The organism is Bacteroides sp. RTP21281st1_H5_RTP21281_210402, assembly GCF_040918965.1.
Classification (GTDB): domain Bacteria; phylum Bacteroidota; class Bacteroidia; order Bacteroidales; family Bacteroidaceae; genus Bacteroides; species Bacteroides congonensis.
Genome location: NZ_JBCOWR010000012.1, coordinates 215,612 through 231,704, shown reverse-complemented (window position 1 = coordinate 231,704; position 16,093 = coordinate 215,612). Strand labels below are relative to the sequence as shown.

The 16,093-nt window shown below is 43.5% G+C and carries 10 protein-coding genes; 7 read left to right on the top strand and 3 right to left on the bottom strand.

Translation table 11 applies throughout. From position 1 onward, the window contains the following. Positions 1–125: 125 nt before the first annotated feature. Positions 126–914 (bottom strand): nucleoside triphosphate pyrophosphohydrolase, encoded by a 789-nt coding sequence (gene mazG / locus AB5443_RS17865; RefSeq protein ID WP_368113768.1) that lies wholly within the window; start codon positions 912–914, stop codon positions 126–128. Positions 915–1,000: 86 nt separating this feature from the next. Then, the gene (locus AB5443_RS17860; protein ID WP_368113769.1) at positions 1,001–2,053 is read right to left on the bottom strand and encodes a DUF3810 domain-containing protein; all 1,053 of its coding nucleotides are present in this window, start codon (positions 2,051–2,053) and stop codon (positions 1,001–1,003) included. A gap of 141 nt (positions 2,054–2,194) precedes the next feature. On the opposite strand from AB5443_RS17860, the gene AB5443_RS17855 reads away from it, so the two are divergent. The 3 genes from AB5443_RS17855 to AB5443_RS17845 all read left to right on the top strand — a co-directional run bounded on the left by AB5443_RS17855 (position 2,195) and on the right by AB5443_RS17845 (position 7,555). Continuing rightward, a complete protein-coding gene (locus tag AB5443_RS17855; protein ID WP_022137679.1) occupies positions 2,195–2,833 on the top strand; it encodes a hypothetical protein in 639 nt (212 codons plus the stop codon). A gap of 65 nt (positions 2,834–2,898) precedes the next feature. Further along, entirely contained in the window at positions 2,899–5,535 is a 2,637-nt protein-coding gene (locus AB5443_RS17850) for a valine--tRNA ligase (protein WP_368113771.1), read from the top strand. 124 nt (positions 5,536–5,659) lie between these two features. Beyond that, a complete protein-coding gene (locus AB5443_RS17845; RefSeq protein ID WP_368113772.1) occupies positions 5,660–7,555 on the top strand; it encodes an ATP-binding protein in 1,896 nt (631 codons plus the stop codon). Positions 7,556–7,953: 398 nt separating this feature from the next. On the opposite strand, the gene AB5443_RS17840 is transcribed toward AB5443_RS17845, so the two are convergent. Next, the gene (locus AB5443_RS17840; protein WP_044653496.1) at positions 7,954–8,529 is read right to left on the bottom strand and encodes an RNA polymerase sigma-70 factor; all 576 of its coding nucleotides are present in this window, start codon (positions 8,527–8,529) and stop codon (positions 7,954–7,956) included. A gap of 135 nt (positions 8,530–8,664) precedes the next feature. Here AB5443_RS17840 and AB5443_RS17835 point away from each other — a divergent pair, with 135 nt between their 5' ends. The 4 genes from AB5443_RS17835 (at position 8,665) to AB5443_RS17820 (ending at position 16,089) form a co-directional block, all read left to right on the top strand. Beyond that, positions 8,665–9,681 carry a FecR domain-containing protein gene (locus tag AB5443_RS17835; protein ID WP_368113774.1) on the top strand — a complete coding sequence of 339 codons (1,017 nt, stop codon included), beginning with the start codon at positions 8,665–8,667 and terminating at the stop codon, positions 9,679–9,681. Positions 9,682–9,849: 168 nt separating this feature from the next. After that, positions 9,850–13,236: a TonB-dependent receptor gene (locus AB5443_RS17830; RefSeq protein WP_368113775.1), complete on the top strand. Its 3,387-nt coding sequence runs from the start codon at positions 9,850–9,852 to the stop codon at positions 13,234–13,236. A 12-nt stretch (positions 13,237–13,248) separates the two neighbouring features. After that, on the top strand, positions 13,249–14,763 hold the full coding sequence (locus AB5443_RS17825; RefSeq protein ID WP_368113776.1) for a RagB/SusD family nutrient uptake outer membrane protein: 1,515 nt from the start codon (positions 13,249–13,251) through the stop codon (positions 14,761–14,763). A 15-nt stretch (positions 14,764–14,778) separates the two neighbouring features. Beyond that, on the top strand, positions 14,779–16,089 hold the full coding sequence (locus AB5443_RS17820; RefSeq protein ID WP_368113778.1) for a SusE domain-containing protein: 1,311 nt from the start codon (positions 14,779–14,781) through the stop codon (positions 16,087–16,089). Positions 16,090–16,093: the final 4 nt, after the last annotated feature.

Sequence of the window (16,093 nt, the reverse complement as noted above, 5' to 3'; positions counted from 1 at the left end):
TAACAAAGCCCGGGCTTGAGAAAGTCTGGGCTTTGCGCATAAAAAAAGGCTGTGTCAGCGTTTTGACACAACCTCTTTGTTTTTTCTCTTTGTTGTGGTCTGTAAGAATCGGGTATTATTGCAGTCTACAATCCTTTTTTCTTTGCTTCATTCCAAATGGCATCCATCTCTTCAAGAGTCATGTCTTTCAGGTTCTTTCCCTCTTTGATGGTATGTTCTTCCAGATAATGAAAGCGGCGGATAAATTTCTGATTAGTACGTTCCAGTGCATTATCGGGATTAATCTTATAAAGGCGTGCCGCATTGATAAGGCTGAACATGACATCTCCGAATTCGGCTTCCGCCTTATCCTTATCCATGTTGGCTACCTCTTCCTGAAATTCCCCGATTTCTTCCTTCACCTTGTCCCAAACCTGTTCGCGTTCTTCCCAGTCGAAGCCTACGTTGCGGGCTTTGTCCTGCATACGATACGCCTTGATAAGTGAGGGTAGGGCAGCGGGAACACCGCTTAACACGCTCTTATTGCCATCTTTTTCTCTAAGTTTCAACTGTTCCCAGTTTTCGGATACCTGTCCTGCCGTTTCCGCCTTTACTTCTCCGAATACGTGGGGATGACGGAAAATCAGTTTGTCGCACAGCTTGTCGCAAACATCTTTGATATCGAAATCCCCTGTTTCCGAACCTATCTTGGCGTAGAAAGCAACGTGCAGCAATACGTCTCCCAATTCTTTGCAAATATCCTTTTTGTCATCTCTCATCAACGCGTCGCAAAGTTCATAAGTCTCTTCTATCGTATTGGGACGCAGACTTTCATTCGTCTGTTTGCGATCCCAGGGGCATTTAACGCGCAGTTCGTCGAGAATATCCAGGAAGCGTCCGAAGGCTTCCATCTGTTCTTGTCTGGTATGTAACATAAATCTGTCTTTTTTGATTTTATAAATAGTGCACTATAAAAGTGCACAAAGTTACTATTTTATGCACTTCCATAGTGCAGTTTCTCTTATTTGTTTTTCCACTCCCGATAAGAAATCAGCAGCCCCACTACTTCCGAATAGTTCTGCCGACCACTCTCTATCTTATTTCCTTTCAGATAAAGATCATATATCCAATCCTGTACAGCTCCCACCACCGGACTGTATTTGGCTGCCCAATACGCTTGATTCTCTTTTGCCAGTTCAATGATTTCCGGTCGGATACGGCTGAAAAGTTGTGTGTATTCTTCTTCTGAAAGCAGGCTTTGCGCATTCCGTAGTACATAGCCGAGCACCGAGAAATAACCGGAGAAACGAATCCCCATCGCTTTGGAACGGGTACAGACTTGATAAGCATAGAAATTGGCTTCCGCTTCACTTGTGATACCCAGCAGATGCGCCAGTTCGTGAGCATAAGTAGCCGGATAATTGGCGGGAAGCAAATCCCCGTTCAAAGTAAACTCACAGAAGAAAGGCCCCATGCTGCCGGTCACACCCACCATTGAGATAAACGGGGTAAACAGCATGGTCTTAACTTTGGGGAATTCGTGTGGCGGGCGGTGCACACCGAGACTATCGCTCAACTGATTATAGATTCGTACGGTTTCTTCACACACTAAATCCTGATTGATGCTGTTGACCGGAGTGTAGGAACGATTGAGTTGCGTGATATAATCATTCACGAACCCTTTGAAATTCTCCGGTGTATAGGCCGTATAAGGAATTTCAGTCCGCTGATAAAAGTTCTTTTGGGAATAATTGAGTCCCCAGGCAAGATAGAACCACACATAGACCCATAACAGGTATTCTCCGTCGTGTAATAAAACTCTCTTCCAAGGCAATATCTTACGGAAACGACCGTAAAAAGGATAAACAATAACCCCTGTGATACTAACGAAAATGAAAAGATCTCCTACCGCAAAAGGGAATAAATTGGAGATGCCCGATAATGCATAAGAAATAAGGGGATAGACCGTACGGGAATATACGGTTGCCAAAGCGGGAATCAACTGTGTCATCCACACTAAAAGCAGCAATACTCCCAATACTATATGTCTGTTTTTCAACCGCCGTTTCATCATTCATTCAGATTTTGGTCAACAAAAATATGCATTTAATAGACGTTACGCGAAAAAATACCTCTATATTTGCAAAAAATCTGTTAATACAGACTTTATAATCAATCTGATAGAGAAAATTATTCAGCATAAACCGGATAAAAGATGGCTACAACAGAAGAAATTGAAAAATATTGCCGGAATTGCCTGTCGCGCGATTTCGTGAATGAAAAGGGATTAGTTTGTAATCGGACTAGGGAACTTCCCGATTTTGAAGAAGAATGCGAGAACTTCGAAAACGACGAAGAACTGGAAAAGTGGGCTCCCCCAAAGCCGGAAGATTTTCCGGTATATATGACAAGAGAAGAGCTGCTTGCCGAAGAGAATCTGCCTAAAGGTTTGATGTGCGGAGTTGCTGCGGCTCTTATAGGGGCAGTGGCATGGGGATTGATTTCGGTATCTACCGGTTATCAAATTGGATATATGGCCATCGCTATCGGATTCTTTGTGGGTTTTGCCATGCGCCGGGGAAAGGGGATACGTCCAATCTTTGGAATCTTGGGTGCTGCATTGGCTCTGATTAGTTGTGTGCTGGGAGATTTCTTCTCTATTATCGGGTATATTTCCAGGGATTATGAAGTGTCATTCTGGGAAGCCTTGACAGGAGTGGATTATGGAGAGATATTTACTATCATGCTGGAAAATGTGGCATCCATGACAGCATTATTCTACGGATTCGCTGTTTACGAAGGATATAAATTCTCTTTCCGCGCACAGAATCAGCCTGAGGGTGGCAAGATTTGAATTTAAATTATTAATTTTGCACCCGTTATTTTTGAATATACAATCTATCATATACATAAAACAATATGGAATTAGCAAGTAAGTACAATCCCGCTGACGTGGAGGGAAAGTGGTACCAGTATTGGCTGGACAATCATTTATTCAGTTCGAAACCCGATGGTCGTGAACCTTACACCATCGTCATTCCGCCCCCTAACGTCACTGGTGTGTTGCACATGGGACACATGCTTAATAATACCATCCAGGATATTTTAGTTCGTCGTGCACGTATGGAAGGCAAGAATGCCTGCTGGGTGCCAGGAACTGACCATGCTTCCATCGCCACTGAAGCGAAAGTCGTAAATAAACTTGCTGCCCAAGGCATCAAGAAGACCGACCTGACCCGCGACGAATTTCTGAAACATGCTTGGGACTGGACAGACGAGCACGGTGGCATCATTCTGAAACAGCTTCGCAAACTCGGTGCATCCTGCGACTGGGATCGTACAGCATTCACTATGGACGAGAAACGTAGTGAAAGTGTACTTAAAGTATTTGTAGACCTGTTCAATAAAGGATTGATCTATCGCGGTGTCCGCATGGTGAACTGGGATCCGAAAGCATTGACCGCTCTTTCTGACGAAGAAGTAATCTACAAGGAAGAGCACGGAAAACTGTATTATCTCCGTTACAAAGTGGAAGGTGATGCGGAAGGCCGATATGCAGTAGTAGCAACCACCCGTCCCGAAACAATCATGGGTGACACGGCAATGTGTATCAACCCGAACGACCCGAAGAATGCATGGCTGAAAGGAAAGAAAGTAATCGTTCCGTTGGTAAACCGCGCAATACCGGTGATTGAAGATGATTATGTAGATATCGAGTTTGGTACAGGTTGCCTGAAAGTGACTCCGGCTCATGACGTAAACGACTATATGTTGGGCGAAAAGTACAATCTGCCTAGTATCGACATCTTCAATGATAACGGTACATTGAGCGAAGCCGCCGGCATGTATATCGGTATGGATCGTTTCGATGTCCGTAAGCAGATTGAGAAAGACCTTGAAACTGCCGGCTTGTTGGAAAAGACGGAAGACTATACGAATAAGGTAGGATATTCGGAACGTACCAATGTTGTGATTGAACCGAAACTGTCTATGCAGTGGTTCCTCAAGATGCAACACTTTGCGGATATGGCATTGCCGCCTGTAATGAACGACGACCTGAAGTTCTATCCGGCAAAATATAAGAACACGTACCGTCACTGGATGGAGAACATCAAGGACTGGTGTATCAGCCGTCAGTTGTGGTGGGGACATCGTATTCCTGCCTACTTCCTGCCGGAAGGTGGCTATGTAGTAGCCACTACTCCCGAGGAAGCATTGGCGAAAGCTAAGGAAAAGACCGGCAACGCAGCTCTGACAATGGATGACCTCCGTCAGGATGAAGACTGCCTGGATACCTGGTTCTCTTCTTGGCTGTGGCCTATCTCTTTGTTCGATGGAATCAACAACCCGGGGAATGAAGAAATCAAATATTACTATCCGACGAGTGACCTCGTGACAGGCCCGGACATTATTTTCTTCTGGGTAGCCCGCATGATTATGGCAGGTTATGAATACGAAGGACAGATGCCGTTCAAGAATGTTTATTTCACAGGTATCGTTCGTGATAAACTGGGACGTAAGATGTCCAAATCGCTCGGTAACTCTCCCGATCCATTGGAACTGATCGAGAAGTACGGTGCTGACGGTGTACGTATGGGTATGATGCTTTCGGCACCTGCCGGAAACGACATCCTTTTTGACGACGCACTTTGCGAACAGGGACGTAACTTCTGCAACAAGATATGGAATGCTTTCCGTCTGATAAAAGGATGGACAAATGCCAAAGGTACTATTGAGATTCCTGCCGATGCACATTTGGCAGTTCAATGGTTTGACCAAAGGCTGGATGCGGCAGCAGTTGAAGTGGCGGATCTCTTCTCCAAATATCGTTTGAGCGAAGCATTGATGTTGGTTTACAAACTGTTCTGGGATGAATTCTCTTCCTGGTTGCTGGAGGTTGTGAAACCTGCTTACGGTCAGCCTGTCAATGGCTTTATTTACGACATGGTTCTTAGCTCTTTCGAGCGTCTGCTCGAAATGTTGCATCCTTTCATGCCGTTTATCACAGAAGAATTGTGGCAACAACTGCGTGAACGCAAACCGGGTGCCAGTCTGATGGTGACTCAAATGTTTGAGCCGAATGAAGTGAATGAGAAATTCCTGCAAGAGTTTGAAGTAGCTAAGGAAATTATCAGTAATATTCGTAGCATCCGTTTGCAGAAGAATATCGCCATGAAGGAACAGCTTGAATTGCAGGTTGTAGGCAATCATCCGGTAGAGAACATGAATCCGGTTATCATCAAGATGTGTAACCTATCTTCTCTTACAGTGGTGGAAAGCAAGTCGGAAGGTGCCGCTTCTTTCATGATCGGAACAACAGAATTTGCCGTTCCATTGGGCAATATGATTGATGTGGAAGCGGAAATCGTCCGTATGGAAGCCGAATTGAAACACAAAGAAGGTTTCTTGCAAGGCGTATTGAAGAAACTTAGTAATGAGAAGTTTGTAAACAATGCTCCGGCAGCCGTTCTCGAAATGGAACGTAAGAAACAGGCGGACGCTGAAAGTATCATCAAGTCTTTGAAAGAAAGCATTGCCGCTTTGAAGAAAGCATAATTCTTTGATACTTAATTTTATGTAATATAAGGCATCTCAATTAGATTTGGGATGCCTTTCTTTTTTGGAAGAAGAAATTAATGCTACCTTTGCTTCCACTAATATTATTTACAGTACATCGCAAATGAAACAGACGATGCGGATTATTTCATTTCTCGTATTATTCCTTATTATCGAAGGAACCTTGTCCCCCGTATCGGCTCGGGGTGAAAGCTCAAATAAAGAAGTATTGGTACTGAACTCCATTAATTTCAATCTTCCATGGGCAAAACACTTCTATTGGTATGTGCACGATGCCCTTCAGGAAAAAGGTATATCCGCTAAGGCGGAATCACTTAGTGTACCTGCTTTGGCGAACGAAATGGAAGCGAATGCCGTAGTCGACCATTTGTGCCGGAAGTATCCGATGCCGCCCACTGCCGTTGTGCTGATTGGAGATCCGGGATGGATTGTCTGCCATGAACTGTTTGATGACGTTTGGAAAGATGTCCCGGTGATTGTGACAAATGCCCGCGACCGTCTGCCTGCATCCCTGGATGTTCTGTTGTCTCATGCTCCACTGACGGAAGCGAACAGCGTTCCCGGTGAAGAATGGAGACGGGGATATAATATCACAATTTTAAAGCAGCATTATTATGCAAAGGAAACGATTGACCTGATTTATCAACTGATACCTGATATGGAACGTCTGGCATTTATCTCGGACGACAGATATATCAGCGAGGAAACCCGTGGAGATGTAAAAGAGGCGGTGGAGAAAAACTTCCCTGACTTGAAACTGGATCTTCTTTCTACCACACACTTGTCGACAGAAATGCTGTTGGATACTTTACGCAGTTATAAACCGAATACTGGAATCATTTATTATTCATGGTTTGAATCGCACAACGAAAACGATAACAACTACCTTTTCGACCATATTCAGGAGATTATCACCAATTTCATTCCGTCTCCCCTGTTCCTGCTTTCTCCCGAAGACCTGTCGAACAATACTTATGCCGGTGGCTATTATGTCTCAACAGAATCTTTCTGTGACGCTTTGTTAGAAACCCTTGAACATGTCTTAAAAGGAGAGCAGGCGCGGAATATCCCGGGCAGAGTAGGTGGGGAAGGAAAAGCTTACCTTTGTTATCCGGTATTGAAATCTTATAATATCCCTTCGTTCCGTTATCCGAAGGATGCTGTCTACATCAATGAACCCAAGACTTTTTTCCAGCAATACCGTGTAGAAATCCTTTCCGGTTTTATCATCTTGTTTATCTTGGTCGCTGCCATTACCTATTATATCCGTATTCTCCGGAAAGCATACAGCCGCCTGCATGAAGCTATGGAAAAGGCAGAGCAGGCCAATCAGCTAAAGTCTGCTTTCCTGGCTAATATGAGCCACGAAATACGTACGCCATTAAATGCGATTGTCGGTTTCTCAAACATGCTTCCCGAAATAGAAGACCGTGCGGAGATGCGTGAATATGCGGATATCATCGAAACCAATACAGACCTGTTGCTCCAATTGATTAATGATATTCTGGACTTGTCGAAGATCGAAGCCGGAACGTTTGATTTCTGTCCTTCATTAATTGACGTGAATCAGACGCTGACAGAAATCGAACAGAGCATGCAGTTACGTTTGAAAAGTAATGCCGTAACTTTCACATTTACGGAGCGTTTACCGGAATGTGTCTTTTATATAGATAAGAACCGTCTGATGCAATTGCTTTCTAATTTTGCAATCAACGCGATAAAATTTACTCAAGCGGGAAGTATCTGTATGGGATATCGTATGGAGGATAACGGAATGATTTATTTTTATGTGTCGGACACAGGTTGTGGAATGTCGCATGAACAGTGTGCTCATGTGTTCGAACGGTTTGTGAAATACAATCCTTTCATACAAGGCACGGGACTGGGACTTTCCATCTGCCATACGATTGTTGAACGCTTGGGTGGAGAAATAGGAGTGGACTCCGAAGAAGGCAAAGGTTCAACTTTTTGGTTTACTCTGCCTTATCGGAAAGAATAAAATCAGCAAGTTTGTTTATCTCATAAGTGTCTGGCAAGTGAAATCATGGTATTCCACTTGCCAGATACCCTTTACTTTCCCATAAGCTATTAATAGATAAGTTATTGTCTCCCTGATGCAAACTTCTTTTCCTTTAATGGCAAAGTTGTTTTTGCTTTATCCCAAACTATAATTGCAAGCTTTGTTTTTATAAATGCAACTTGCGTTTATAAAAACAAAACTTGCAATTATATAATCAGAAGTTGCATTTATAGTTTGCGTTAGGTCAAGATGAAGTTTGGTATTAAGGGAAAGCAAGTTTACCCTTAATACAATGAAGGTTATTCATTAATACTTTGAGAGACAGGTAGTAGTAGACAAGACAATGTCCGGCAGAGAACTTATATAATCAGCCTGCTTCAAGGAAATAAGAGTGGTAGTAGTAACGGAAGATAATCCTTTAAATCTGTACGCAGTTGTTTTAACGCCTGCTGGATACGGTAATCTATTGTTTTGGGAGATACCCCCAGTGTTTCCGCAATTTCTTTGTAGCTCATATCCCGGAATCGGTGCATCACGAAAGCTTCCCGATAACTTTCGGGTAGTGCTGCGACAGCTCCCTCAATCCGTCTGGTGAGCTCTTCAACCTGATAGTAGTCTGTATCTTGCAGCATTTCCTGCATTTCTTCGTAGAAGCGTGTATCGGCCCGTTGGGTGGCGTCGATATGCGCAAGTTTGTTTAACGCTCTGCGGTACACCATCTTGAAGAGATAGGAATTAAGAGAAGACTCGATAACCAGTGTTTCCCGGTTTTCCCAAATCCATAAAAGAGAATCTTCCACGATTTCTTCTGCATCTTCCAAGTCAACAAACCGATGACCATAAGCGCACAGCATCGGATAATATCTCCGAAACAGTGTATCGAACGCTTTCTGATCTCCGCGTTGAACGGCTGATAATAGAAAATCATTGTCTGATTGATAGGTTTCTTTCATGTATTAGTCCTGTATTTCAACTGCAAATATAGCTTTTTTATGAGAAAACAAAGATTTTCTGAAAAAAAATGGTTTTTAGTTTAGGAGTCTTCCGCTTCTCCCTTGTCTTATAATAAAAGGCAATAAAAACAGCATATGGATAATATTGATAAAAATAAGATAGAAGAACTGCTTCCCCGTTATTGTGAAGGACAAGTGACGGAAGCAGAACGTCTGCTGGTCGAAACTTGGATAGATGAATCGGAAGAGAATCGACGGACGGCAAAACAGATTCATGCGCTTTATCTGGCTACGGACACCATTCATGTAATGAAGAAAGTTGATACGGAGAAGGCATTGTCAAGGGTAAAAAGCAGGATGACAGGTAAGAAGAAAACGATGTGGTGGGAATGGGCACAACGTGCGGCAGCAGTTCTGTTCATTCCACTCCTCGTTACTTTGATGGTGCAACATTGGGGAGACGGCGGAAAAGAATTGGCACAAATGATGGAGATAAAGACCAATCCCGGAATGATGACCTCATTGACATTACCCGACGGCACACTCGTTTTCCTGAATTCAGAATCTACATTAAGTTATCCCTCACGCTTCGACGGAGATACGCGAAACGTAAATTTGCAGGGAGAAGCTTATTTTGAAGTAGCCAGGAATCCGGAAAAGAAGTTCATCGTTTCCACTTCCCATCAGTCGCAGATAGAAGTACTGGGAACTCACTTCAATGTAGAAGCTTACGAAAAAGAAAATAGAGTTTCAGCTACATTGGTAGAAGGGAAAATCGGTTTTATCTACAAATGCGATAATGCTTCGAAGAAAGTACTAATGGCTCCCGGCCAAAAACTGGTCTATGACTCGAAAGACAGTAAAGTACAACTTTATGCCACTTCGGGCGAATCGGAAATAGCCTGGAAAGAAGGGAAGATTATATTCAGAAACACTCCCCTGGAAGAGGGGCTGCGAATGTTGGAGAAACGGTATAACGTAGAATTTATCATTAAAAACAACAGGCTGAAAGGAGACTCCTTTACAGGTACATTCACCAACCAACGCCTGGAACGCATTCTTGAATACTTCCAGCTTTCTTCTCAAATCCGTTGGCGTTATCTTGATTCCCCAGATATAACAGATGAAAAGAGCAAGATAGAAATATATTGATTGAATAACCTTAATACAGAAATGCAATGAAAGACAGACCCCCTTAAACAAAAAACATACGGGATGATATTGGCGTATCTTCCCGTATGAAAATCGGTAAATCTTTTTGAGCTTGTTTGGCGACAAGCCTAGATAAACTTTTTATTAACTTTAAGTCATCACAAATTTATGCAAAATTATTTTAGCATCCAATTTTTATGGGTGGTAAAGTCGCTTTGGCTAACCTCAAAAAAAATCCCATTATTTATGAGACTATTGGTTTTATTCCTGGTATATTCTATCGGACTAAGCTATGCGGCCGATAGTTACGCTCAGAAGGCTATGATTAGTATCGATGTCCGCAATCAGCGTGTAGAGGATATTCTGAAAGAGATTGAAGCACAGTCGGACTTTGACTTCTTCTTCAACAACAAGCATGTTGATTTGAATCGCCGTGTGTCCGTCTCGGCTGATAAAAGTAATATTTTTAATGTATTACAAGAAGTCTTTGCCGGTACGAATGTGAAATATTCAGTGTTGGATAAGAAAATTATATTGTCTGTTGAGGTGCAGTCACCGCAGCAGGAAAAGAAAGTAACGGTATCGGGTATGGTGCTGGACGCTCACGGTGAGCCGATAATTGGAGCTAGTGTATTGGAAAAAGGAGTGCAGGGAAACGGAACGATTACGGATATTGACGGTAACTTCAAGTTCTCCGTTTCATCATCGAAAGCACAATTGGATATTTCCTATATCGGTTATCAACCGCAGACTGTTACCGTGCAACCCGGCAAGAATATAAAAATCACTTTACAGGAAGATTCCAAGCAACTGGATGAAGTGGTGGTAGTGGGGTATGGCACGCAGAGCAAGAAGACATTGACCGGTGCTGTTTCTATGGTAAATATGGGAGATGTGGAAATGAATACCGTACCGAATGTATCTCGTGCATTGGCAGGTAAAGCGGCAGGATTCCGTGTGAATCAAGTTTCCGCACAGCCGGGCGGTGAGGCCAAGTTTCGTATCCGTGGCGAGGCTTCCACTGGAGCGGGCAACGACCCTTTGTTTGTTATCGACGGGTTTCCTGTTTCTTCTTCGGGTAACTTAGATTCAGGCAATGGTTATTATGAATCCGGCAATATTGATAATGTGTTGGAGTCTTTGAACCCGGATGATATCGAATCGATTTCTGTTTTGAAAGATGCTGCTTCTACAGCCATTTATGGAGCACGTGCCGGTCACGGAGTTGTTCTGATTACTACCAAGCGCGGTAAGAGCCAGAAACCTAGGGTGACTTATTCGGGGATGGGTTCTGTGCAGGTGGCACGTTCCAATTACAAGATGCTTGATACTCGTATGTACATGGATATGTACAACAAACAGCAGTATGAAGAATGGATGAAGCTGAACGGTATGGGCATTTACGAAGGATACGTGGCGAAGCCGGAAAAACCGACTCAATATAAACCGGCTTTCAATAATGACGAAATTTTGTTGGCAAGCGGTACCGATTGGTTGGATGCAGTGATGCGCAACGGTTATACGCAGCAACACAATCTTTCCGTGAATGGCGGTACGGAGAAAACCCGTTATCTGGCTTCCGTCAACTATATGGATCAAGAAGGTATTGTGAAGAATAATGGCGTTAGCCGTTTTTCCGCTCGTTTGAATTTGGATCAGGAACTGAATGAATACGTTTCTTTCGGATTGACTGCCACATACACACAGAACAGATACGATAATGTTCCCTTGGGCGATGGACAGAATGAATATTCCGGCGTGCTGACCGGTGCCATTCAATCCAATCCCACTATTCCTATTTATGATGCGGAAGGAAACTATTATATCGATCCAAAACGACCGTTTGTAGCCAATCCGGTATCGTTGTTGGAAATACAAGACAATACGGTGAAAGACCGTTTGATGGGTTCGGCATTCGTCTCAGTGAAACCTTTGAAAGAACTGGAAGTGAAACTGCAATTAGGGGCCGACCGCAGTTTTCAGAAACGTTCCAGCTACTTGCCTAAAACAACTTTGCAAGGAGCCAATAAGAACGGAAGAGCGGATATTTCGCAATCGACCAACACTACTTATCTGATGGAGTTGACAGCCCAATATGCGAAGAGTTTCGGCGAACATAATGTGAAAGTGATCGGTGGCTATTCGTTCCAGAAATTTAAGAATGATGGTTTTAGTGCCGGCAATTCGGATTTTTTGGTAGACGGGTTTGGTTACAATAGCTTAGGTTCGGGCAATTACAAGAAACCTTCCGTAGGTTCATGGGCTTCTATCAATAGTATTGCTTCGCTGTTTGCCCGTGCCAACTACTCTTATCAGGGAAGGTATTTGCTCGAAGCTACGTTACGTGCCGATGCCGCATCCAATTTTGCACCGGAAAACCGTTGGGGATATTTTCCTTCTGTATCGGCAGGTTGGATGATTAGCGAAGAAAACTTTATGAAAGGGGCTTCCAAGTGGCTCTCTATGTTGAAGTTGAGAGCTTCTTATGGGCAAACTGGTAATTCCAACGTCGGTTATCGTATTTATGACTATTATGAGGTAGGCAAGAACTCTATTATAGGCGGAGCGGAGTCGACGGGAGTATATGCTTCGGATTTGGGAAACAAAAGCATTACATGGGAGACAACGACGGAATTTAACCTCGGAGTGGACTTCGGAATATTCAACAACCGCTTCAAGTTGGCAGCCGAATACTTCAAACGTAAGATAACAGACCTGCTCCGAACGGACAAGCCATTGCCTTTCTATAACGAGATAAACAAAATCGCCGGAAATATAGGAGCCACGCAAAGTCAGGGTGTGGAAATCACTCTGAATACAGTGAATATTGTTACAAAAGATTTTGAGTGGGATACCACATTGACCTTGTCACATTATAATGACCGTTGGCTGAAACGCGACCCGAACTGGAAACCGAGAGCTTATGAGAAAGAAGACGACCCGATACGTGCGTGGTGGGAATATGAAGCAATCGGCATCCTGCAACCGGGCGAAAAGGCTCCCGAAGCACAAAAAGACTTGGTACCGGGTATGATGAAACTGAAAGACCAAGATGGAAACGGTGTATTGGGAGATGAAGATAAAGTGTATATGGGTAATGGCGACCCGAAAATCATTTATGGTCTGAACAACTCGTTCCGCTACAAAAACTTCGACCTGAATATTTACTTCTACGGTGAAGCGGGCAGGAAGCGCGGAACCAGCTATTACGAAGGATGGACACGCATGGATAACGGCATCAACGTTTCTACTTATGCATTGAAAGCATTCAACAGCAACAACCTTTCTGCTACAGATCCTACTTATGTAAGAGGTGGAAACGGTTGGGGCGATTATTATGTGAAATCTATCTATTATGTTCGTTGCGGAAGTATAACATTGGGATATAAAGTGCCGATCAGTCAAAAGTTCGTGAACAATCTTCGGGTATACGTAGATGTGAACAATCCGTTTGTGATTACCAACTGGACAGGTCTGGATCCTGAAACGGATAACGGAACATTCGCATATCCGAATGTGACTTCTTATAATTTCGGTGTATCAATCTCTTTCTAATAAGTTGTAAATATGAAAAGGATAATTTATACAGCAATAGCAACACTCTTGTTTCTTGTTTCGTCTTGTACGTTGGAACAAGAAGTCTACAATAAAATAAACCCGGGAATGTTCCCGCAAAACGCTGAAGATGTAAATGCGCTGGTCAATGCGAGCGCCTATCACGTGTTCTCCCCGTGGGGGATTTTTGAAGTGGCGGCAGGTTATGTGACGACTTCGGAAATGGTGACCGATTATGTGGAGAATACATGGGGATGGACTACCGTATACAATTCATACGAAGCCAACGACTGGCACATCGACGGAGATTACCGCCGCGTGTATGACTACTCCCAATACTTGGCTTCCATGACGCTGACGATGGAACGTATCAAGAATGTAAATATGGATGAAACACTGAAAGCGCGTTATATGGCAGAGTTGAAATGCGGACGCGGCTTTCTTGCTTTCCTGATGTATGACATGTATGGTCCGATACCTATTGCCGATTTGGAAACGTTGCAGAAACCGGAAGCGGAGATTGTCATCCCCCGCTTGTCTGAAGAAGCGATGCGTGAATACATTGTTACTAATCTGAAGGAAGCGGCTGACATATTACCTTATAAATATGAAGATACGGATTACGGACGTTTCACGAAAGGGCTTGCCAACACACTGTTGTTGAAGTTTTATATGATGACCAGGCAGTGGGACGAAGCGGAGAAAATAGGACGTGAACTGACCAAATCAGAATACGGTTATAAACTGGTAAACGATTATCATTCTTTGTTTTCTCTATCCGGAGAAAAGAATTCGGAAGTCATCTTTTCTTGTGTAGCTGAAGCTGGTGTAATGGAGCAAAAATGGTTTGCACACGTATTGACATCTGATTATCCTGTTCCAGCCGGAATGGCAGTGACGGCATGGGGAGGATACAAAATATCATGGCCTGCCTACGAATCATTTGATCCTAAAGATAAAAGACGGGAAAGAATTATCGGCGAGTATACCGGTACGGAAGGTGTGTATCATAGTCGGGCTACCGACCGTGACGGGGGGACAACTGGTGTACTCTTTTATGGCGCAATCCCGGTGAAGTATAAAATCGAAGGAGTGATAGGAGAGCTGTGTGAAATAGATATGCCAATCTACCGTTATGCTGACGTATTGACCTTGCTTTCGGAAGCAATTGTCCGCAATGGAAATAGTATCACCCAAGAAGCGGTTGGTTTATTGAATCAGGTACGTGTAACCCATGGAGGACTGAAAGCTTATCAATTGAGTGATTTCGCTTCCGTAGATGATTTCCTGGACAAGTTGTTGGAAGAGCGTGGGCATGAGTTCTATTTTGAAGGTGTACGTAGACAGGATTTGATCCGCCATGGCAAATTCATAGAAGCGGCACTTGCCAAAGCAAGATTTGCCGGTCAGCCGACAGGTAAAATCGAAACGAAAGTGGACGGGCAATATAAATATGAGAAGTTCCCGTTGCCTACTCATTTGATTACTGAAGGACAAGGTCTTATAGTTCAAAACCCCGGTTATTAAAAAATGGATAGTATTATGAAACATTTATTATATAGTCTGGTAGGTATTTTGTTACTTGCCGGATGCAAAGATGACAAGTATAATGTGATTGTTCCCATGTCGGATATTTATCTGAGTGCGCCTCAGGATGGAACGACTATTGATTTGAATGATTTATCAACTGATGAATATAACTTCTCTTGGGATAAGTCTTTGGAGAAAGGTGCAAAACTAATTCTTTGTGCTACAAGAGACTTTAAAAATCCGGTGAAGGTCGATGCAGGTAAATCGACTTCTTTTACCATGTCCGTATTGGCTGCCGATCAATATTTCTCCCGGTTAGGAATAAAAGCCGGTCAGGAAGCGCTATTATATTGGACTGTCAAAGAGACGGGAAATACTACGGCTGCCGCTTCAGATGTACGCACGATTCATGTAAAACGTATGTCTACCAAATTGTTGCTGCCTGAGGATATGACAGAGATTGCTTTGGCTGAAGATAAACCGGAAACTGCCGTACAGTTTGAATGGGATACGGAAGGAAGGCCGGAATCAACTTCGTATTCGCTCTGTCTGTCACTTGATCCTGAAATGAAACAGACTGTGGCCGAGCAAAGTATAGGTGTCGTAAAAGGCAAATCCTCTCTGACGCACGAAGAACTTCAGACATTACTCGATGAACTTTCTATCAAACGTTGGACATCCAACACTATATACTGGAATGTGAAGACTGACGGCGGACAACTGGTGTCACGTTCTTCCGGAGTATTGAATATGACGGAAATGATGCGCTTCATTGACGTTCGCGGTGATGAGAAAATAACCTATCGTGTGGCACGTATTCCTTATAGTGACGGGACCTCACTGGTTTGGCTGGCGGATAATCTGCGGACGACCAAGTATCCTGACGGAACCGACATTGAAGCAAATAACTATAAGGATACACCGGCATCCCTTGGAGAAGGAAGGGTGAAAGCATACGGAGTTCATTATCATTATGACATTCGCGACAGGATAGCTCCTGCAGGATGGCGTCTACCGACTATGCAGGAATATAAGACTCTGTTTATCGAAGCTGGGATGGCCGAAGGGCAATGGAATGTATTGAAAGACCCTGAATATTATGAGTCAGTGAAAGGGCAGGCTCATCTGAATGACTGGAAATTCAATTTGTGCGCTTCCGGTCAGTGGGTGGAACCGAATGTTAATAATCATACCACGCAATATTGTTATTTGTTGGTGACTGATAATGCGGAGCATGGATGTATGCTTCATGACGGAGGGGCGACATTGTGGACTCCCTGGACAACGGGAGCTCCTGCACGTTTTATCTTCAATGAAAATTAATCAG